18 protein-coding genes and 1 pseudogene are annotated in these 19351 nt (G+C 53.5%); 9 read left to right on the top strand and 10 right to left on the bottom strand.

What is annotated here, in order from left to right:
• Nucleotides 1–60: 60 nt before the first annotated feature.
• Together rocF and ACO0K8_RS18320 are read right to left on the bottom strand one after the other, a co-directional pair.
• Nucleotides 61–978: an arginase gene (gene rocF, locus ACO0K8_RS18325; RefSeq protein WP_422948092.1), complete on the bottom strand. Its 918-nt coding sequence runs from the start codon at nt 976–978 to the stop codon at nt 61–63.
• 29 nt (nt 979–1007) lie between these two features.
• On the bottom strand, nt 1008–2081 hold the full coding sequence (locus tag ACO0K8_RS18320; protein WP_422948091.1) for an ornithine cyclodeaminase: 1074 nt from the start codon (nt 2079–2081) through the stop codon (nt 1008–1010).
• Nucleotides 2082–2325: 244 nt separating this feature from the next.
• Between ACO0K8_RS18320 and ACO0K8_RS18315 the strand changes: the two genes are divergently transcribed.
• Nucleotides 2326–2781 (top strand): Lrp/AsnC family transcriptional regulator, encoded by a 456-nt coding sequence (locus ACO0K8_RS18315; protein WP_422948090.1) that lies wholly within the window; start codon nt 2326–2328, stop codon nt 2779–2781.
• Between the two features lie 136 nt (nt 2782–2917).
• Here the strand turns inward: ACO0K8_RS18315 and ACO0K8_RS18310 are convergent, their stop codons facing one another.
• Nucleotides 2918–3604 (bottom strand): hypothetical protein, encoded by a 687-nt coding sequence (locus tag ACO0K8_RS18310; protein ID WP_422948089.1) that lies wholly within the window; start codon nt 3602–3604, stop codon nt 2918–2920.
• 83 nt (nt 3605–3687) lie between these two features.
• Nucleotides 3688–4971: a benzoate/H(+) symporter BenE family transporter gene (locus ACO0K8_RS18305; RefSeq protein WP_422948088.1), complete on the bottom strand. Its 1284-nt coding sequence runs from the start codon at nt 4969–4971 to the stop codon at nt 3688–3690.
• 66 nt (nt 4972–5037) lie between these two features.
• Between ACO0K8_RS18305 and ACO0K8_RS18300 the strand changes: the two genes are divergently transcribed.
• The 7 genes from ACO0K8_RS18300 to ACO0K8_RS18270 all read left to right on the top strand — a co-directional run bounded on the left by ACO0K8_RS18300 (nt 5038) and on the right by ACO0K8_RS18270 (nt 13162).
• Nucleotides 5038–6531, top strand: coding sequence for a PLP-dependent aminotransferase family protein (locus ACO0K8_RS18300; RefSeq protein WP_422948087.1), 1494 nt, complete (start codon nt 5038–5040; stop codon nt 6529–6531).
• A 324-nt stretch (nt 6532–6855) separates the two neighbouring features.
• Nucleotides 6856–9894: a monovalent cation/H+ antiporter subunit A gene (locus ACO0K8_RS18295; RefSeq protein ID WP_422948086.1), complete on the top strand. Its 3039-nt coding sequence runs from the start codon at nt 6856–6858 to the stop codon at nt 9892–9894.
• Nucleotides 9894–10256 (top strand): Na+/H+ antiporter subunit C, encoded by a 363-nt coding sequence (locus tag ACO0K8_RS18290; RefSeq protein WP_422948085.1) that lies wholly within the window; start codon nt 9894–9896, stop codon nt 10254–10256. Before ACO0K8_RS18295 ends, ACO0K8_RS18290 begins: the two co-directional genes overlap by 1 nt.
• Nucleotides 10253–12001: a monovalent cation/H+ antiporter subunit D gene (locus ACO0K8_RS18285; protein ID WP_422948084.1), complete on the top strand. Its 1749-nt coding sequence runs from the start codon at nt 10253–10255 to the stop codon at nt 11999–12001. The genes ACO0K8_RS18290 and ACO0K8_RS18285 overlap by 4 nt, the downstream gene beginning before the upstream one ends.
• The gene (locus ACO0K8_RS18280) at nt 11998–12513 is read left to right on the top strand and encodes a Na+/H+ antiporter subunit E (RefSeq protein ID WP_422948083.1); all 516 of its coding nucleotides are present in this window, start codon (nt 11998–12000) and stop codon (nt 12511–12513) included. The genes ACO0K8_RS18285 and ACO0K8_RS18280 overlap by 4 nt, the downstream gene beginning before the upstream one ends.
• Complete coding sequence (locus tag ACO0K8_RS18275) at nt 12510–12788, top strand: K+/H+ antiporter subunit F (RefSeq protein WP_422948082.1); 279 nt, start codon at nt 12510–12512, stop codon at nt 12786–12788. Before ACO0K8_RS18280 ends, ACO0K8_RS18275 begins: the two co-directional genes overlap by 4 nt.
• Nucleotides 12785–13162 carry a Na+/H+ antiporter subunit G gene (locus ACO0K8_RS18270; RefSeq protein ID WP_422948081.1) on the top strand — a complete coding sequence of 126 codons (378 nt, stop codon included), beginning with the start codon at nt 12785–12787 and terminating at the stop codon, nt 13160–13162. Before ACO0K8_RS18275 ends, ACO0K8_RS18270 begins: the two co-directional genes overlap by 4 nt.
• A gap of 5 nt (nt 13163–13167) precedes the next feature.
• On the opposite strand, the gene dacB is transcribed toward ACO0K8_RS18270, so the two are convergent.
• The 5 genes from dacB to ACO0K8_RS18245 form a co-directional block, all read right to left on the bottom strand.
• On the bottom strand, nt 13168–14601 hold the full coding sequence (gene dacB / locus ACO0K8_RS18265; RefSeq protein ID WP_422948080.1) for a D-alanyl-D-alanine carboxypeptidase/D-alanyl-D-alanine endopeptidase: 1434 nt from the start codon (nt 14599–14601) through the stop codon (nt 13168–13170).
• A gap of 224 nt (nt 14602–14825) precedes the next feature.
• Nucleotides 14826–15092, bottom strand: a complete 267-nt coding sequence (locus ACO0K8_RS18260; RefSeq protein WP_422948079.1) for a YkgJ family cysteine cluster protein — start codon at nt 15090–15092, stop codon at nt 14826–14828.
• 9 nt (nt 15093–15101) lie between these two features.
• Complete coding sequence (locus tag ACO0K8_RS18255) at nt 15102–15233, bottom strand: hypothetical protein (RefSeq protein WP_422948078.1); 132 nt, start codon at nt 15231–15233, stop codon at nt 15102–15104.
• Nucleotides 15230–16789 (bottom strand): methyl-accepting chemotaxis protein, encoded by a 1560-nt coding sequence (locus ACO0K8_RS18250; RefSeq protein WP_422948077.1) that lies wholly within the window; start codon nt 16787–16789, stop codon nt 15230–15232. The genes ACO0K8_RS18255 and ACO0K8_RS18250 overlap by 4 nt, the downstream gene beginning before the upstream one ends.
• A 53-nt stretch (nt 16790–16842) precedes the next feature.
• On the bottom strand, nt 16843–17040 hold the full coding sequence (locus ACO0K8_RS18245) for a hypothetical protein (protein ID WP_422948076.1): 198 nt from the start codon (nt 17038–17040) through the stop codon (nt 16843–16845).
• A gap of 255 nt (nt 17041–17295) precedes the next feature.
• On the opposite strand from ACO0K8_RS18245, the gene ACO0K8_RS18240 reads away from it, so the two are divergent.
• Nucleotides 17296–19134: a putative bifunctional diguanylate cyclase/phosphodiesterase gene (locus tag ACO0K8_RS18240; RefSeq protein ID WP_422948075.1), complete on the top strand. Its 1839-nt coding sequence runs from the start codon at nt 17296–17298 to the stop codon at nt 19132–19134.
• Nucleotides 19135–19182: 48 nt separating this feature from the next.
• On the opposite strand, the pseudogene ACO0K8_RS18235 reads toward ACO0K8_RS18240, so the two are convergent.
• A pseudogene (locus ACO0K8_RS18235) lies at nt 19183–19338 on the bottom strand (YkgJ family cysteine cluster protein); the annotation flags it as partial.
• Between the last annotated feature and the right edge of the window lie 13 nt (nt 19339–19351).

Below are 19351 nucleotides of genomic sequence, written 5' to 3'. Positions count from 1 at the left end.
AACATCTTAAGCTCAGCCTTTTTGCCTTTGCCGTACCCGCAAATTAGAGCAAATATGTCTTTAGTCTTTCAGCCTGACCAGGGTCGATTTGCCAAACAGACTTTCTATCAAATCTACCGCTAAGACCGCAGTCTGATTGCGTAAATCGAGTGCCGGATTAAGTTCGACCACGTCTAGCGATGCCAGCATGCCGGTGTCAGCGATCATTTCCATGCAGAGTTGTGCTTCACGGTAAGTCGGACCACCCAAAACTGCCGTGCCTACGCCAGGCGCAATCGCTGGATCGAGGCAATCGAGATCAAAGCTGACGTGCAAATGGGTGTCAGCATCCAGACCTTCCAACGCCGATGTCATCACCGCACGCATGCCGTGTTCATCGATGTAGCGCATATCAAACACTTGCATACCCATCTCGTGGATGAAGCGGCGTTCGCCTTCATCGACGCTGCGGATGCCGATCAGGCGAATCTCGCTAGGCAGCATGGCAGGCGTGTGAGCACCGTAACTGATCAACTCTTTCGGACCATGACCCATCAGACAAGCTACTGGCATGCCGTGGATATTGCCGGTAGGGCTAATCGTCGAGAGATTGCTGTCGGCATGTGCGTCAAACCACAATACGCGCAGTTTTTTGCCGACCTTGCGGCAATGATTGGCAATCGCACTGATAGAACCTATCGCTAAACAATGATCGCCACCCAGCATCATAGGCATCTGACCAGCTGCCAAGGCGGCTTCCACGGCGTTATACACCGCTTGATTCCAGTCTATGGCTTCTTTCAGGTGACGCAAACCATTCACCGGTTCCAGCCAAGGGTTGGCGGGGCCATGTAAATTGCCGTGATCGATGACCGTCAAAGCGCGCGCTTGTAACGCCTCGACCAAGCCAGCCACACGTAATGCGTCCGGGCCCATGCCCGCGCCTCTGACACTTGCGCCCACATCGGTTGGCGCTCCAATTAAGGAAATTGTTTTCATTGTTTTAGCGTTTCAATCTATCTAAAGTATTAAGCGGATATAGGTACGACATTTTCTGTGATTACCTGACTGACAGGTTTGCTGGTTTCTGCAGCAACCCCCATGCCGAACAAGTCTTTAGGATTTTGCAATTCTGGGATTAAATCCAAGATACGCGAATCTTTTTGTACTACGTATTTTTCTACGTAACGCATGGCAGAAAAATCTTCCAGCGCAAATCCTACCGAATCAAACACCGTCACTTGCTGTTCGTTCTCGCGACCGGCCGCGCTACCGTTTATCACGCGCCAGAGTTCTGTGACGACAAAATCTGCCGGCATTTGCTGCAATTCGCCTTCTATGCGCGATTGCGGCTCAAACTCAACGATCACGCGAGCATTTTCCAGTATTGCCGGATGCAGCTCGGTTTTACCGGGGCAATCACCACCGACACCATTAATATGCGTGCCAGGACTAATCATTTCTGGCAGCAGGATCAAGGCATTGGTCTTGTCCGCGGTCACCGTGGTGATGATGTCGGCACCCTTAGTTGCCTCAGCCGTTGAGCCGGCACGTATGATACGCAAGTTTGGATAAGCACGCAGATTGTTGATCAGTTTATCAGTCGCAGCCGGATCAACGTCATACACGCGCAATTCTGTGATACCGAGGATGCAGTGGAAGGCAATTGCCTGAAATTCGCTTTGCGCGCCATTACCGATCAAGGCCATGCTACGGCTGTCTTTGCGCGCCAGATATTGCGCTGCCAGCACCGAAGTGGCTGCGGTGCGCAGTGCGGTAGTCAAGGTTAATTCGGATAAAACCCGCGGGTAGCCCGTATTCACATCAGACAATACGCCAAACGCGGTGACGGTAAGTAAGCCGGCCTGGGTGTTTTTTGGGTGACCGTTGACGTATTTAAACGAGTATTGCACGCCGTCGGAAATCGGCATTAATTCGATCACACCTACATCAGAGTGGCTGGCGACGCGCGCACATTTGTCAAAACTATTCCAGCGCAAATAATCTTCCTTGATCATGCCGGACAGAGTCGCAATCGCGTTCTCGTGGCGGGTTTTAGTCAAGTGTGCTTGCATTTCTTGTGTGCCGATAAACGTCACCATAATAATCTCCGTGGGTTTTTTGATGTACTGCAACGCCGCAACGCCAACCCAGACTTAGTGCAAATAGTCGGGGTAAAGAATCTGCTGCGATATAAGAAGTATAGGCTGGCGGAAAAACATTAGATTTCAAAATTTGATGGTATCTAGTAAAAATATGAAATTAAATTTCTATTTTGTTCTATGTATGGATTTATATTTCTTTAATCGTATAATTAATAAAACATATGATTTTTAAGGAGATTGCATGGATAACTACGATAAGAATATCTTGAAGCATTTACAAGAAGACGGACGCATGAGTAATTTGCTGCTGTCCGAGCGCATCCACCTGTCGGCTCCGCAGACTTTACGCAGGGTTCGTAGCCTGGAAGAGCAGGGCGTGATACGTGGCTATGTGGCGCAGGTATCGGCCGCCTCTATCGGTCTGGCGGTGATGGCCTTTGTCAGTCTGTCGCTGGATCGCGAGCAGTTTCGCAACGTGCGCGAGGTGGAGCGCAATATCATGGCCTTCCCCGACATCATAGAGTGCCACACGATTTCCGGCGATTTTGATTATCTGCTGAAGGTAGTCGCCCCAGACTTAAAAAGCCTGTCGCAGTTTTTAACCGATAGTCTGATGCAAGTACCGGGCGTAGCCACCTTGCGCTCGATGATCTGCATGGAAGAGATTAAACCGGTGAGCAGTTTGCCTATCGTCTAGAATTTTAAAAAGTGAGCTCTGCCAGCGCGCATATTCCATGCGCTTCTTCAAGCACACTGGCCTGCGAGCCGCATGGGATATGCGTAGTGGCCGGGTGTAGATTTCATGCTGAGTAGGGGCTGCTGTCCTTGAGTATCTAAGGAAGCAAGGTATTTCCGTAGCCCATAAGAAAGGCCGTGCCGCAAATAGTGGTAGCGCCAAATAGGACAATCAATGCGCTAGGGATTCTTGCAACAGCGGCGGTGATTATGATCGCGCCAAATACCGCAATGCTGCTGGCGCTGAGGTATTGAGCATGCCTGATTAAGTGCAGAAACCAAGTAAACATGACATAGCCGCAGAGTCCGAGGCCCGCGATCATTGTGATGATAAAACCGAGGCTGTCGAGGTCGATAATAATAGCGACAATGCGATCGAAAGCGTTCGCGACAGGGGAGGGAAATCGCGAGCCGGATGATGTGGTATTCATTTCAAAAAAGGCTGGCTGTCGCTTAAATTGCGCCGCGCGCCAAACATCGATAAGAGAAATAAGTAACAGCGGAAAGAATAAAAATACAGTAAAGACGGTGCAGATAACTCCTATGGTTTTCGGCCAAAACCAGTATGAAACAAAGCAGCCAGCGATAAGTAATGGTAGTGGCCAGAGACGTTTCAATCGATAATTCACGGATATCCTTAATGTTAAAAGCCTAACTAAGGTTTTGATCTTATCAATTATTCCGAGTTCTGCGTAGAAATCGTATGTTTGAATGACAGAGTGCTTCGCAGGAAATTTCAATGTCACCCTTGCCAGCGCGCATATTTCATGCGCTTCTTCAAGCACACCGGCCTGCAGCCCGCATGGGATATGCGCAGTGGCCGGGTGCTTATTTTGATTTTCAACCAGGCCTGCTGTCGCGCCTGGGTTTAGCTTGCTTTTGGTCGCAGCACAAAATAACTCAGCAAACCTATGCCTATGCCCCAGCAGGCTGAGCCCAGTCCTAGCAAAGTCACATTCGAGGCGGTGACGATAAAGGTCAGTAAGGCAGCCTCTCTTTCACTGGCTACGCTCATGGCATTGACTAAGCCATTCTGGATCGCGCCGAGTAAGGCCAGCCCAGCTACGCTGGCGATCAGTGCTGGTGGTAGGTGCATGAAGCTGTCGGTCAGCGAGCCGGCAAAGCTGCCGATTAACAGGTAAAAGACACCGCAAGCGACGCCCGCCAGCCAGCGTTTTTCGGGCTGATGATGGGCTTCCGGGCCGGTACAGATGGCTGCCGTGATCGCTGCCAGATTGACGCCATGCGAGCCGAACGGGGCAGTGATCAGGCTGGCCAGTCCAGTGCTGCTGACTAGCTTGCTAACCGGGGCGACATAGTTGGCGGCACGCAGTACGGCCACGCCCGGTACCTGTTGTCCGGTTAGGCAGAGTAGCGCTAAGGGTAGGCCTATGCTGATGATGGCGCTGAGTGAAAAATCGGGTGTGGTCCAGACCGGCTGGGTTAAGGAAAAATGCATGAGCTTGTTGTTCGCGCCATTTGCGCTGTTCAGCGCGCTGGCAGTATCGCCCCAACCCAGACCTAGCCATAGTGCGATTCCCAGTAGTAGAGTCAGGACGATGGCATAGCGTGCCGAACTGCGCTTGAAAAATAGATAGCCGACAAACATCGCCGCCACCAGTAAAGGTGCGCCAACCACCGTGCTCCGCGCACCGGCAAACACTTCTACCCCAAACTTAAATAGGATACCGGCCAGCATCGCTGCGCACAGGCTCTTGGGGATTACCGCCATCAGGCGTTCAAATACGCCGCTCACGCCGACCAGCCACATTGCCGCCGCCGCAAACAGATACGCGCCGATGGCCTGGTTATACGGTACGGTAGCCAGGGCGCCGACCAGCAAGGCTGCGCCGGGCGTGTTCCAGGCGCAGATCACCGGTATCTTATGACGCCAGCTCAGCCAGACGCTGCAGACGCCGGCACCGATAGAGATGGCCCAGACCCAGGATGCCATTTGCACCTGGCTCAGTTTGGCGGCCTGACCTGCCTGCAAAATTAATAGCATAGGCCCGGCATACGAGATCAACACTGCGATGAAACCGGCCAGCACTGCCGGAAAAACATCATGTGCCTGACGCCAGGTGCTTGGACTGAGTAAAGAACTGTCAGCAGAAGCGCTGGCGGACGAGGAGAGGGGGAGTGGAGTAGTCATGCCTCTAGTGTAGAGCAGGCAAGCGGGCGATTTGCCTACAGTTATCAATTAGCTTATGCTATACAGATGAAAAAATCTGAATCTGTAATGCAGCACAGTTATCGTCAGTTGGCAGATCAATTGATGCATGCGATCAAGGCCGGTGATTACCAGGTGGGCGAACGGCTGCCGTCGGTGCGGGCCTATGCCGCCACGCATAGCATGAGCGCCTCGACTGTGATCCGCTGCTACCGCTATCTGGAGTCTTTGGGCCTGGTCGAAGCACGCTCCAAGTCTGGCATGTATGTAGCCGACTGGAAGGCGCAGAACGCCAGCCGCAGCCATCTCATGACGCCGCAGACGCCGCAGGTGCGTAACGGCAGCAGCCCTGCACCGGTGGAATACGATAAGCTGATGTCGCATCAGCATCGCATGATGCAGTTGTACGCGCTTACCTCACAACCTCTGCATCTTGGGCTACATCTGGCCAGTGCGGCGCCGGCCTGGTATCCGTGCGCGAGCTTGGCCAAGATCGGTCAGCGCTTACTGCGTAAGGATGCGCAAGCCATAGGACTGTACCCAACCGGTAGCGGCTTGCCTGCCTTAAAAACAGCCTTGATCCATCATTTGGCTAGCTTTGGGGTTGATCTGCAAGCGCCGGATTTGCTCATCACCAATGGCAGTACCGAAGCCTTGAGCGTGGCTTTGCGCGCGGTGGCACAAGCGGGCGACGCGGTGATCGTGGAGTCGCCGGTGTACTTCGGTTTGCTGCAAATGATAGAGAACCTGGGCTTGAAAGCGCTGGAGGTGCCCTGTGTGCCAGGTCTGGGCATCAGCCTGGAAGCGCTCGAATATGCGCTAGAGCATCATGCTGGAGTCAAGGCGATCGTGGCGATGCCAAATTTTCAGAACCCTCTGGGTTGCGCCATGAGTGAGAAAAATAAGCGCCGCTTGCTCAAGCTGGTCGAGCAATATGATATTGCGCTGATCGAGGACGATGTGTTTGGCGATCTCTCGCATCAGGGCGAGCGGCCGCAACCAGTCAAGGCCTGGGATAGGCATGGACATGTCATTTATTGCGGTTCGTGTAGTAAGAGTATGGCTCCGGCGTTTCGCCTCGGCTGGATCGCGGGCGGTCGTTATCACAACCGTATCGCTGCATTAAAATTGAGTAACTCGTTGGTCACACCCTTGTTTGAGCAGGCGGTGTTAGCCGAATTTTTGGATTCGGGCGCACTGCCATCGCATCTGCGGAAATTACGCGAGCGACTGGTGTCGAGTATTCCGCTGGTGCTGGCGGCGGTACAGCGCTATTTTCCGGCGGGCACGCAAGTGGTCAGTCCAGCTGGCGGCTGGTGGTTGTGGCTGCAACTGCCAGAGAAGATCGATAGCCTGGCTTTGTTGCGGCTGGCAGTGGCCGAGGGTATTGCTTTTACGCCGGGCGTGATGTTTTCGAATTCGGCTAAGTACGCGCACTTTATGCGTATGAATATTGGCCGCCCCTGGGATAAAGAATTGGAGCTGGGCATACAAACCTTGGGGCGACTATTGGCGCAGCTAATGTCGGCGCGTCTGGAGTGAGAACGCAAACGCACAAGCGGTATCGTTCAGGTCTGGCTTAGTAAGCTTAGTGAGCTTAGTGAGCTTAGTGAGCTTAGTGAGCTTAGTGAGCTTAGTGAGCGTGGCCAACGATGAAATGCACTTGTGATAATGCACTAAATAAGGAATACTTCGCGAGCGAGGAACTTTCTATCCTGGCGGTGGACCAAGTTTGCTCAGTCTGCGCGGCTGGCCTAGATATCGCTAGGTAGCGATTTCTTCGCAGCGCTGCCTATGGTGCCTATGATGCCTATGCAGCGTGCACGTACATCAAACACTCACCTCAACTAAACTAATTAATTTCCCATGACGCTAGAGTTGGCGAGCTATCTTAGTTTTTTTCAGCATTTTGGGCTACTTAGCCTGGTGGCTTTGCCGTTTTTGGCTAGCCTGATCGCAGCTTTTCTACCTAGTAATGCGCGCAATGCGGAGTCGACGCTGGCTGGACTGGTCGCGCTGTTTTGCGTGGTGCAGGCAGCGCTATATTTCCCGGAGGTGGCCGCTGGTGGCGTGATACGGCAAGAGTTTAGCTGGTTGCCCTCGCTGGGTCTAAATTTTGTACTGCGCATGGATGGCTTCGCCTGGATGTTTTCATTGTTAGTGCTGGGGATGGGCGCTTTGGTGGTGCTGTATGCGCGCTATTACATGTCGCCATCCGATCCGGTACCGCGCTTTTTTTCGTTCTTGCTGGCCTTCATGGGAGCCATGAGCGGCGTGGTGTTGTCCGGTAATCTGGTGCAACTGGTGCTGTTTTGGGAACTCACTAGCCTGTTTTCTTTTTTGCTGATTGGTTACTGGTACCACCGCATGGATGCGCGGCGCGGTGCGCGCATGGCCTTGACCGTAACGGGTGCCGGCGGCCTATGCTTGCTAGCCGGCGTGCTGGTCTTGGGGCATATCGTCGGCAGTTATGATCTCGATGTGGTGCTAGCCTCAGGTGCGCAGGTGCGCGCCCATCCGCTTTACTTGGTGGCCTTGCTGCTGGTGCTGCTGGGCGCGCTGACTAAGAGTGCGCAGTTTCCGTTTCACTTCTGGCTACCGAATGCGATGGCAGCGCCGACCCCAGTGTCCGCTTATCTGCACTCGGCCACCATGGTGAAGGCCGGAGTGTTCTTGCTGGCACGCTTGTGGCCAGTGCTGGCGGGTAGTGAAGAATGGTTTTGGATCGTCACCGGTTCGGGTTTGATTACTTTATTGCTAGGCGGCTTTGTGGCAATTTTTCAAAAGGACCTGAAGGGGGTGCTGGCTTACTCGACCATCTCGCACCTGGGTCTGATCACGACATTATTAGGTTTGAATAGCCCGCTGGCAGCGGTGGCAGCAGTGTTCCACATCATGAACCACGCCACTTTTAAAGCTTCTTTATTTATGGCGGTGGGCATTATCGATCACGAAACCGGCACCCGCGACATCGGCCGCCTCAGTGGTTTGATGCGCTCTATGCCGGTGACCGCCACTCTGGCCATGGTGGCTAGTGCGGCCATGGCCGGGGTGCCTTTGCTTAATGGTTTTATCTCCAAAGAAATGTTTTTTACCGAGGCGGTCTTCGTCACTAGTGTGCCCTGGTTTCAAGTGCTGTTGCCGGCGGCGGCCGTGTTGGCGGGTATCTTTAGTGTGGTGTATTCCTTGCGCTTTACGGTCGATGTTTTCTTCGGCCCCGATACTAGCGCTGCGTTGCCGCGCCATCCGCATGAACCGCCACATTGGATGCGGGTGCCGGTTGAGTTACTGGTGCTGGCCTGTCTTGTGGTCGGTACTTTGCCGCAATGGACTATGCATGCTGTGCTGGAGACCGCCGCTACGCCGGTAGTCGGAGGCCAACTGCCAGACTTCGATCTGGCGCTGTGGCATGGTTTTAATCTGCCTTTGATGATGAGTCTGGTGGCGCTGGCCGGTGGTATTGCTTTGTACTGCGGATTGCGCGGTGCACTGAGGCGCGAACGGTTTAGCCGTACCCCTTTACTGGGTTTGCTCAATGGCCAGCAATTGTTTCAAACCACGCTGGCAGCTTTGACCAATGGCGCGCGTAAGCTGTTGCGGCTGCTCTCTAGCCGTCGTTTGCAAACGCAGTTGTCGCTGTTGGTTGGAGTAGTGCTGATTGCGGCTGTGCTCGCCACGCAGGGCTTGGCCCTCAAGCCAGGCGCACGCACGCTCTTGCCGTTTTCGCCTATCTTCGCATTACTCTGGCTGATTGGTGGCAGCGCGGCACTGGCCTGTGTCTGGGCCACCAAATTTCATAGACTGACGGCGCTGGCATTGATGGGTGTCGCCGGTCTTTGTACGGTGATTACTTTTGCCTGGTTCTCGGCACCTGATCTGGCTCTGACCCAGTTATCGGTAGAGACTGTCACGACAGTGTTGATCTTGCTAGGGCTGCGCTGGCTGCCGAAGCGACTTGCGGCGTTAGCGGCGGTCGAAGGCAAGAGCGAGAGTTTGCCCACTAAGGCCAAACGCATGGGGCGGCGCGGGCGCGACCTGATGCTGGCGCTGATAGCGGGCGGCGGCATGACGATGCTGTCGTATGCCATGATGAGCCGCGATTTTCCGCAAAGTATCTCGCCGTTTTTCCTGGAACGTGCCTTGCCCGAAGGTTTTGGTACCAATGTGGTCAACGTCATGCTGGTAGATTTTCGCGGTCTCGATACTCTGGGTGAAATCTCGGTGTTGGGTATCGTCGCGCTGACCGTGTACGCGCTACTGCGGCGCTTTCGCCCGGCACCCGAGAGTATGGAGCTGCCGCTGCAGCAACGATTATTAGCGGCTGATATCGCCACCGATCTGGTGCATGCCAATACTGCGACCGACACCGCTAGCGGTTACCTGCTGGTGCCTGCCGTACTGGTGCGCTTGCTGCTGCCGATCTCGCTGCTGATTGCCGTGCATTTATTTATGCGCGGCCACAATCAACCGGGCGGCGGTTTTGTCGCCGGGCTGGTTTTGTCTACCGGGTTTATTCTGCAATACATAGTCTCAGGCACACAGTGGGTAGAGGCGAATATACGATTAAGGCCGCAACGCTGGATTGCTTTTGGTTTGCTGACGGCGACCACGACCGGGCTGGGGTCCTTTTTCTTTGGCTATCCTTTCCTGACCACGCACACTGCGCATCTGCATTTACCTTTGTTGGGCGATATCCATATTGCCAGCGCCTTGTTTTACGATATAGGCGTGTTTAGTCTGGTGGTGGGGGCGACTTTGTTGATACTGACCGCTCTGGGCCATCAGGCGGTGCGCGGACAGCGCGGAAAATTGCGCGCAGCCGAAGCAGAAGCCGAAGCACAAGCCGAGGCGCAATTCGACGCGGCCAATCAAACATTTATATCCAAAGCCGGAGGGACCGCCTAATGGAAATCGTCATGGCCTGTGCTATCGGCATACTTACCAGTTGCGGGGTCTGGCTACTACTCAGAGCGCGCACGTATCAAGTCATCATCGGTTTGTCTTTATTGGGCTATGGTGTCAACCTGTTTATCTTTAGCATGGGGCGCTTAGCGGTGGATAAAGAACCGGTACTGGAAGCTGGCGTGCCGACCACGCTACAACATTACATCGATCCTATGCCGCAAGCACTAGTGCTAACCGCGATCGTGATCGGCTTTGCGATGACGGCTTTATTTCTGGTCGTGATGCTGGCGCAGCGCGGTTTTTTTGGTAACGATCATGTGGATGCTACCGCGGATCCTGAGCTGCCGGAGCAGCAGCCATGATGGCCGTACTCAATCAATGGGCCTTGATGGCGAATGCTGCGTTGATGCCGCATCTGACCATGGCACCTATCCTAGTGCCTTTGATCGCGGCTAGCTTATTGCTGATGCTGGGCGAAAAGCGGCATAAACGCAAGGTCTTGCTGTCGCTGCTAGCGACCGTTTGCAATTTGGCGGTGGCAGTGTTTTTAATGCTCAGCGTGGCGATCGACAAGGCGCAGCCGCAAGGCTTCGGCGTGTATCTGCCATCTAATTGGGATGTGCCGTTTGGGATTGTGCTGGTGCTGGATCATTTGTCGGCGCTGATGTTGGTGGTGGCAGGCATCGTCGCTCTGGTCGCCTTGTTATTCTCGGTGGCACGCTGGCATAAGGCGGGCGCGCATTTTCATGTGCTGCTGCAGTTTCAGATTATGGGTTTAAATGGCGCTTTTTTGACCGGTGATTTGTTCAATCTATTTGTGTTTTTTGAAGTCATGCTAGCGGCTTCTTATGGCTTGCTCTTGCATGGCAGCGGTCCGGCGCGGGTCAGGGCGGGTCTGCATTATCTTGGCATTAACTTGGCTGCATCCTCGCTATTTTTGGTGGGTGCGGCCCTAATCTATGGCGTCTCCGGCACTTTGAATATGGCCGATCTGGCAGCAAAAATACCTGCGGTGGCGAGTGCCGACAGGGCCTTGCTGCATGCTGGTTGCGCCATCCTGGCGGTGGCTTTTCTGGCCAAGGCGGCGCTATGGCCGCTGAATTTTTGGCTGGTGCCGGCGTATAGCGCGGCCAGTGCCCCGGCCGCTGCCGTGTTTGCCCTGTTGACCAAGGTCGGGATTTACGTGCTGTTGCGTCTGTCTACCTTACTGTTTTCGGCCGAAGCTGGCGCATCGGCAGGCTTTGGCAATGGCTGGTTGCTGTGGGGCGGTATGCTGACGCTGGCTTTCGGTGCTATCGGCATGCTCAGTGCGCAAAGACCGGCGCGTCTGGCTGCCTTTGCGGTGATCGTCTCGGCTGGCACCTTGATGAGCGTACTCGGTTTTGCTAACCCGGCGTTGACGGCAGGGGCTTTATATTATTTGCCTAGCTCGACGTTTGCGGTCGCTGCTTTTTTCTTGTTAGCCGAATTGATGGAGCGCTCGCGCAATCCAGACCCAGCGCTACAGCGCGCGCCGGAAGATGAAGAAGACCGGCTACCCTTCGCTTTGGTGGAACAAGAAATCGCCTACAGCCGTGAGCGTGATTGCAATCTCGATCAAGATGAAGATATCCTGGTGGGCCGGGCGATTCCGGCCTCGACTGCCTTATTAGGTCTGGCTTTTGTGTGTTGCAGTTTGTTGCTGGCAGGTTTGCCGCCGCTGTCCGGCTTTGTCGGAAAATTTGCGATGTTGACGGCGCTATTGCAGAGCGCCGATAAGCTGACTCCGGTGTCGCCTGCGGCCTGGATATTCTTAAGTCTGCTGATCATCTCAGGATTATTTGCCTTGATCGCGCTGTCGCGTACCGGCATGCGTTTTTTCTGGACACCGTTAGGGCGTAGCGCACCGGTGCTCAGAGTGGTCGAATTCGCCCCTATCATGCTGCTGGTGGCGGTCTGCGTGAGCATGACTATACATGCCGAAGCACTCATTCAGTATGCACGCGCCACCGCCGCTTTACTGTATCAGCCGCAAGCCTATATTACCGCCGTCTTGAGCACCCAGCCGGTGCCAACTAAGACCAATGCCGAGCGCTTGCTGGCGGCTCCCGATGAGATTAATCCATGATCCCTGCTCTGTTCAAAAGATGCTTAGCGCGACTGCTGCCGGCACCGGTTCTGAGTCTGGCTTTAATTGCCATGTGGCTGTTGCTGAATAATGCCTTTAGTCTGGGACAATGCTTGCTGGCCGTGTTGGTCGGAGTGCTGGCACCATTGCTGACCGCCTCCTTGCGGCCAACGGCGGTCAGTTTCAAGAAACCAGGCGTGGCGTTGCGCCTGTTCTGGCAAGTCGGCTATGACGTCTTGATCTGGAATTGGCGTGTACTGCGCGGCACGCTGGCGCGCAGCGATCAATTGCCTGAAGGCGACTTTGTGATCGTGCCTTTAGAGTTGCGCGACCCCAATGGCCTGGCCGTGTTAGCGGCCATCATGTCGGTGATCCCCGGCACCATCTGGTCTGAGCTGGCACTTGATCGCAGCGCCTTGCTGGTGCACATGTTTGAGGTCGACAACATCGAGGTCGAAATAGCCTTAATCAAGTCGCGCTACGAGCGCCCATTGCAGGAGATTTTCGAATGAGTACATTTTTGTTTGTTGCCATTGCCACTACTCTGGGTTTATATGTGGCAGCGATGGCCCTGTGTCTGCTGCGCATGATACGTGGTCCGGCCTCACAAGACCGGGTGTTGGCGATGGACGTGATCTGCACCATCGCGATGTTGATCTTGATGGTACTGGCGATACGCTATCGCAGCGCGATGTACTTCGAGGCAGCGCTCTTGATTGCATTGTTTGGCTTCGTCAGTTCTACCGCGATGGCCAAGTTTTTATTGCGTGGTGAGGTGATCGAATGATACAGCCGCAAGCACTCTCTTTATGGGTAGAAATACCGGTGGCCTTGCTGTTGCTGGCCAGTGGTGTGTTTACGCTGACGGCTGCGATAGGGCTGCTGCGTTTTAAGAATTTTTTCATGCGCATGCACCCGCCGGCAATGACGTTTACCATCGCCTCCTGGTGCGTGACTCTGGCCACCATCATCTATTTTTCGGCGCTCGAACAAAGCCTGGCGCTGCATGCCTGGCTGATCATTATTTTGCTGTCACTGACGGTGCCGGTAACGACCATCATGCTGGCACGTGCAGCGCTATTTCGGAGCCGCACTAATCCGCCTGATGAGGTAGAAGAACCGGTGCCGCCAGCCCTGTCCGATCCCTCTAAAGTTCGTTAAGTTTGTTATGGCTGGCCTGCGGCCACCCAGGCGATCAGCTCGTCTAAGGCCGGACGGCCCTTGCCGGCATTTTCCCCGTTGATGATGCCAACTACGATCCAATTGAGCTCATGCACATCACGCACATAGCCAGCGATAGAAATGGCATCCTTGATGCTGCCAGTTTTAATTCTGGCGTTGCCGCCGTTTAAGCCGGTCTTCAGGCGTTTGCGCATGGTGCCATCGAGCGCAACGATAGGTAAGCTGCTGGCAAATTCCGGATACCAATTGCTGCGCGCTGCCACTTGTAATACAGAGGCCAGTTGCGCGGCGCTGACACGCTCTATGCGGGATAAACCCGAGCCGTTTTCCAGGACCAAAGCTTGATCGTTAATCCCCTTCAACGCTAACCAGCTACGCACCCGTGCTTGCGCCGCTTGTAGGTGATCGGGGTAGGTATTCGCAGCGACTGATTCCGCGCCCAGCGTCATATACAATAAACGCGCCATGCTGTTATCTGAATATTTATTGATGATGCGTAGCGTGTCGGCCAGCGTGTCAGACTGGCGCTCGCCCAGCAAAATAGCACTAGCCGGAGTGACGCCGTCGACCGCCTGACCTTGCCAAATACCCCCCATTTCTTGCCACAATAAACGCAGCATATGCGCGATGTAGAGATTGCGATCTAACAGATTTAGATAGGTGGTTTTCTCGCAGCGGCGTGGAAAACTACCATTTAAAGTGATTTCGATTTGCTGCGCCTGGCCACTTTCTATGGTCGGCGGCAACCAGGTTTTTTCCCAATCGGCGCAGGGCTTGTTATTGAGTTGCAGGCGGTTGTTGATCGTTATTTTATCCAGCGGCGTCATCAAGCGCACACTGAGCTTGCTAGCGTCCGCTTCCAGTGCGAAAGCGATGATATTGCTATGGACTAGCAGGGCGTCCGGCACCACGTTGTAATAAGCATCGGGGGCCTCGTCAAACCAGCTGGTATTCAGATCGGGCCGCGTTGGTTGTAAATAGCTGCGGTCTAGCACGATATCGCCTTCGATTTTTCGCAGACCTTGCTGGCGCAGTTTGCGCAGCATGATTGCCAGCTTATCCCAGGTCAGATTCGGGTCGCCACCACCGCGTAGATACAGCTTGCCGGACAAGACTTCTTGCTTGACGGCGGTGTCAGCGAGAATCTGGGTTTTCCAGCGAAAATTCGGTCCCAGTTCATCCAGCGCCACCTGAGTCGTTAATAGTTTCATGGTGGAGGCCGGGTTCATCGCGCGCTCGGCATACTGGCTCAATACCGGGTTGCCACCAGTTGCAGGCAACACCATCAGGCTGAGATTGCCGGTGGCGATGTTGGCTTTTTTTAAGGCGGCATCGACAGCCATTGGTAACTCGGTTTGCGCGCTAACGGGTAAGGACCAAAATATGAAGGGCAGCAGCAGGGCGGTAAGTTTGAACATGGACGGGCTTAAAAGTCGGGGCAAACGCTATTTTAAAGTAGTCATGGTGCAAGGGCTGGTGAATTCTCATACTTCAAATATACCGCACCACTAACTAGCAAAAATTCAATCGAAAATTCATATACTCCCCTAAATTTTTATATAAATAGCGTGTTTGCGCATATAGGATATGCGCATTAGAAATATACAGGAGGGAGTATCAATAAAGCTTAATTGGTGCCGGTTCAGGGGCGGGTCGCGATTTCCAGCTCATGCAACCAATGCAAGGCATAAATTCTGTCCTCGCCGCACATCTCGGCCGAGGCCTGTAAACCTGAGCAGCAGGCCGGGCGTTCGGGCTGTCCAAAGATGGCGCAGCGTAAATCTTCCATCAATTGTATGCATGGCACGCCAGCCGGTTTGCCATTGGGCATGCCGGGGATGGGGCTGGTGATGGAGGGCGCGATACAGCAGGCGGCACAAAGGGGGCGACAGGACAGGGCTTTACTCATGCCGCTATTTTAACTGAGAGTGCAGTGATACGAACGGGCATCGGGTTTGATGCCTGTGCCATTGAAAATACCAGCAACTACCGATAAGTAAATTTTACAGGCGCTTTCATTGGCATAGGAAGTCTGCTTACTAGGGCTCATGGCAGATGGAACACTTGGGCCGCTCTTGTCAGCATCACCCCGCTTTGATCTAAGCCTTTGGCTGAGGCTGCCGAGTCTTCTACCAAGGCGGCGTTTTGTTGGGTCACATTGTCTAACTCTGTCACTGCCTCGTTAACTTGCGCTATGCCTATAGCTTGCTCCTTGGTTGCATTCGTGATGACATGGATCAGTTTCCCAACTTCGCGCACGGATTCCACCATCTCGTCAATAGTCGCGCCGGCACTTGTCATCTGTTGCGTACCCTCGGTGATTTGCTCGGCCGAGGTGGCGATCAGTTCGCGAATCTCTTTGGCGGCAGTGGCACTGCGTTGCGCCAGCGCCCGTACTTCCGAGGCGACCACGGCAAAGCCTCGACCTTGCTCGCCGGCTCGCGCCGCTTCAACCGCCGCATTCAACGCGAGGATATTGGTTTGAAAGGCAATTCCCTCGATGACACCGATAATGTCGCGCACTTTGATACTAGTGGCGTCTATCGCCTGCATCGCAATGCCAACTTTGTGAACCGCAGCGCTGCCACGTAGGGCAACATCGGTGCTGCGCGCGCTTTCAGCAGAGACTTCCAGCGCGGTATCGGCCGTGTGCCTGACAGTACTCGAGAGTTCCTCCATCGAGGCGGCAGTCTCTTCCAGACTACTCGCTTGCGATTCTGTGCGTGCCGACAGGTCTATCGCGCCCGTAGCGATTTCGGAGGTGGCACGGGTAAAGCTAGATATTTCGGTACGCACATCACCCACCACCGCTTGCAGGTTGATCTGGATCTGCTTGAGACTGCGTATCAGCGTACCTATTGGTGGTGGATGACCAGACTTAACCGCGCTTGTCAGGTTGCAACCCGCAAGGTCATCGGCTAACCGGGCGGCGTCTTTAATCGCGGCCGCAAAGTTCCGATCGAACCAAAAGATAACCAGGCCGGCCCCTAGTATTAGCACGCCTAGTTGTAGGGCTACGCGGGTGAAGCTTTCAATATTGAGAAATTGCGGCAGCATGCTAAGCACGATCATCATGCTCAGTGCCATTCCTAAACGAGCCGTCAGTGAGACATTTCTGGCATACCCGGCCAGTCCACGCAGCCCGTGGTAACGTAGGTGCCCGCCTTTGAGATAAAACGGCATTTTCTTGGATGTGCCAGCTGCATTTATCTGCGCATAGAGGGCTGCTGCGGCATCTATCTGCGCCCTGGTCGGCTTGACCCTCACAGACATATAGCCTATAGGTTTGCCATTGTCCATGATAGGCACAACGTTGGCTTCTACCCAGTAGTGGTCGCCGTTTTTGCTGCGGTTTTTTACGATGCCAGTCCAGGGATGGCCACGTCCAACGGTAGACCATAAGTCTTTGAAGGCAGCCGCGGGCATGTCTGGGTGTCGAATCAAATTATGGTTTTGTCCGATCAGCTCGTCGTAGTCGTATCCGCTGACGGTCACAAAGGCGCGATTGCAATGGGTGATGATGCCGCGGGTGTCGGTAGTGGACACCAGCATCTGGTCTCGCGGGTAATCAAATTCTTGTTGGGTGACTGGTACGTTCATCCGCATAATGAGATACTCCCGCAACGTGGCATGTCGTGTCGATTATTTTAGAGCTATCCTTAAGAGCGGTCAATCTCATCCTGCCAAGGGCAAGCGCCCGACCCGCAAAACCCTAAGCTGGGAATAGCGCGGTCGAATCTGGCCATCACCATGCATGCTTGCAAGTCGTCCCTACCACTTTTTCTATCCTTGGACCCGCCACTCTGCACTAGCCCACCGAGTTGCGCCATCCAATGCAGACGCAATTGACTGCGCATAGAGTTGATTTGAATTGACGCTTAGCGTTTCACAAGACTAGAATCTATTCGCTCAATGGAAGCAAGTTATGAAATTCATGTCTGATGGCTCCCTCTGCAGTGCGAACCGAAATCATACCAATGCACAATCACGGCCTAACATTTTTTGATGGCGTTGCTATTTCGTGTAGCGCCTTTTGTGCTGCGCTAGCGTGGATCTATTGGAGAGAGAATCGCAGGTGGAATATACGCGGGTATAGAATTCTTGCGGCTTCCATGGCAATTGGAGCGTTTGCATGGACAGGTTCTGTATTTTGGGGCGCAATTGAGATAAAAGGCGATTTCACCGATTTAACTACCGCAGTGCCTTGCCTGATAGGCGTCGCCCTTTTACTCATTGGTTTCGCGTACAGTGCGAAAGCATTGGGGCAAAGTTGGAAACGTGAGCGAAATTTTGTTGGTTTTACCCTGTTTGGCGCTGCGATCGCGGCTTACGTTAGCCATGACCTAAGCATTGCCGTTGACGTCGTTATCGTACTACTCACAACAGCTTGTGGTGTCAAGGCGCTGACCAAGCACCTCGCAGATCCCTTGGGCAACTACTGCCTCATCGGGATAGCATTTTTCACGTATCCACTTCTGTATATACCGCTTCGTTTACCTGGAAGTGACATTAGCGCCGAGCATTTGGACCAACTGTTAGCGGTGCCATTTACCACTGTCGGCATGATGATTTTTGCCGTCGGCTTCGCGCAATCCAGAGAAAAGATTATTTCAACGGTCAATGCGCTCAATGAGTCCAAAGATGTCATCAAGAAGATGCTCTATACGGATCCGGACACAGGGTTGCCGAGCAGGCAGCGGCAGTTAGAGTGGGCCGAAGAGTTGACTGCAGCTGGAACGCCATTTGCAATCATTGGAATATTTTTCCGGAATTATTCTCAGGTTTACAGCAATTTTGGTATGCAGTACGGTAATGCCATCGTGGCCGAATTTGTAAACGCTCTGAAAGAAATTCTGCCTCCTGGATACCAACTTGGAAAATCATTGGGAATGCGTTTTTCCATCGTGGCAACTGGTGATATTGATGATGCAATACTTGCCAGCTTCGCCAATCGAATCATTGAGAGAATGAAGACCCCATTTCAACTGGAAGATGCAGCCATTATGGTTCAAGTTTCCATTGGTTCTTCTACCTATCCTGACGATGGTGTTTCTTTGGCTGACGTGATTCGCAATGCATACACTGCGCTGACGGAAGCGGAGCAACTGGGCGAACCTGCGTACTGTAGATTTAGCGAGGAGTTAGTCAAAAAGAGTCAGTACCTTCATTGGTTGGATCACAACCTTCGCTTGGCTTTTGACAGGAGTGAGTTCACCTTGCATTACCAACCCAAGGTGGACTTAAGAGACGGAAGCTGTAATGCGGTGGAAGCCTTAATTCGTTGGACGCATTCTGAAGCCGGCAGTATCAGACCCGACCAGTTTATTCCCCGCTGCGAATCCAACGGATTAATCATCGCTCTTGGACACTGGATCATCTCGACTGCGGCGAGCAATGCTGCAATGTGGAGCGCAAGGGGTTGCCCGATGCGGATTGCAATTAACATTAGTGTGCAGCAATTGCGTGATCCAGAGCTGCTCCCTAAGTTACATGAGGCCCAAACAATTGCCGGAGGATTGCTTGATTTCGAATTGACGGAAAGTTGCTTTATGAGTAATGACCCGCATTTTCTGGAATTGATCAGTCAGATTCGACATTTGAAATTTGGCATCCATTTGGATGACTTTGGAACCGGCTATTCATCGCTGTCGCGGCTAAAGGATTTACCTTTAACTGTGTTAAAGCTGGATCGGGTTTTTGTGCAGGATATCGCGAATGCATCCAGGGGGCAGAAGCTGCTGAGAGCCATGATTCATTTGGCGCGCGAGTTGGAGTTGCAAGTCGTTGCCGAAGGCGTAGAGACACAGGAGCAGGCCAGTTTTCTGAAGGCTCATGGCGTTGAATTTGCCCAGGGTTGGCTCTATGCACGTGCAATGCCGAGCGAAGACTTGCTGGCTTGGTATTCGGTGAATGGGAAATATGATTACACCGCTGTGTCGGATAAAACCTAGAATCACATCTAAGCTAGATCGCAACCCACCGCAGAACGTTGGCCGTTAAGGTTTTCCGAATATGCGGAAGCGGTTGTTTTCAGCCAGTTGGATACATCTGACACCAGCAGGTTTGCCATTGGGCATGCCGGGGATGGGGCTGGTGATGGAGGGCGCGATACAGCAGGCGGCACAATGGGGGCGACAGGACAGAGCTTTACTCATGCCGCTATTTTAA

This window comes from Undibacterium sp. Ren11W, from assembly GCF_049340485.1.
GTDB lineage: Bacteria > Pseudomonadota > Gammaproteobacteria > Burkholderiales > Burkholderiaceae_D > Undibacterium.
Note: the sequence above shows the minus strand (reverse complement) of the source record. Positions and strands in the feature narration are given on the sequence as shown.

What these genes read in the sequence shown, in the direction of transcription:
- rocF (WP_422948092.1), bottom strand. Translation starts at nt 978, where the DNA reads ATGAAAACAATTTCCTTAATTGGAGCGCCAACCGATGTGGGCGCAAGT.
- ACO0K8_RS18320 (WP_422948091.1), bottom strand. Translation starts at nt 2,081, where the DNA reads ATGGTGACGTTTATCGGCACACAAGAAATGCAAGCACACTTGACTAAA.
- ACO0K8_RS18315 (WP_422948090.1), top strand. Translation starts at nt 2,326, where the DNA reads ATGGATAACTACGATAAGAATATCTTGAAGCATTTACAAGAAGACGGA.
- ACO0K8_RS18305 (WP_422948088.1), bottom strand. Translation starts at nt 4,971, where the DNA reads ATGACTACTCCACTCCCCCTCTCCTCGTCCGCCAGCGCTTCTGCTGAC.
- ACO0K8_RS18300 (WP_422948087.1), top strand. Translation starts at nt 5,038, where the DNA reads ATGAAAAAATCTGAATCTGTAATGCAGCACAGTTATCGTCAGTTGGCA.
- ACO0K8_RS18295 (WP_422948086.1), top strand. Translation starts at nt 6,856, where the DNA reads ATGACGCTAGAGTTGGCGAGCTATCTTAGTTTTTTTCAGCATTTTGGG.
- ACO0K8_RS18290 (WP_422948085.1), top strand. Translation starts at nt 9,894, where the DNA reads ATGGAAATCGTCATGGCCTGTGCTATCGGCATACTTACCAGTTGCGGG.
- ACO0K8_RS18285 (WP_422948084.1), top strand. Translation starts at nt 10,253, where the DNA reads ATGATGGCCGTACTCAATCAATGGGCCTTGATGGCGAATGCTGCGTTG.
- ACO0K8_RS18280 (WP_422948083.1), top strand. Translation starts at nt 11,998, where the DNA reads ATGATCCCTGCTCTGTTCAAAAGATGCTTAGCGCGACTGCTGCCGGCA.
- ACO0K8_RS18275 (WP_422948082.1), top strand. Translation starts at nt 12,510, where the DNA reads ATGAGTACATTTTTGTTTGTTGCCATTGCCACTACTCTGGGTTTATAT.
- ACO0K8_RS18270 (WP_422948081.1), top strand. Translation starts at nt 12,785, where the DNA reads ATGATACAGCCGCAAGCACTCTCTTTATGGGTAGAAATACCGGTGGCC.
- dacB (WP_422948080.1), bottom strand. Translation starts at nt 14,601, where the DNA reads ATGTTCAAACTTACCGCCCTGCTGCTGCCCTTCATATTTTGGTCCTTA.
- ACO0K8_RS18260 (WP_422948079.1), bottom strand. Translation starts at nt 15,092, where the DNA reads ATGAGTAAAGCCCTGTCCTGTCGCCCCCTTTGTGCCGCCTGCTGTATC.
- ACO0K8_RS18255 (WP_422948078.1), bottom strand. Translation starts at nt 15,233, where the DNA reads ATGAGCCCTAGTAAGCAGACTTCCTATGCCAATGAAAGCGCCTGTAAA.
- ACO0K8_RS18250 (WP_422948077.1), bottom strand. Translation starts at nt 16,789, where the DNA reads ATGCGGATGAACGTACCAGTCACCCAACAAGAATTTGATTACCCGCGA.
- ACO0K8_RS18245 (WP_422948076.1), bottom strand. Translation starts at nt 17,040, where the DNA reads ATGCGCAGTCAATTGCGTCTGCATTGGATGGCGCAACTCGGTGGGCTA.
- ACO0K8_RS18240 (WP_422948075.1), top strand. Translation starts at nt 17,296, where the DNA reads ATGGCAATTGGAGCGTTTGCATGGACAGGTTCTGTATTTTGGGGCGCA.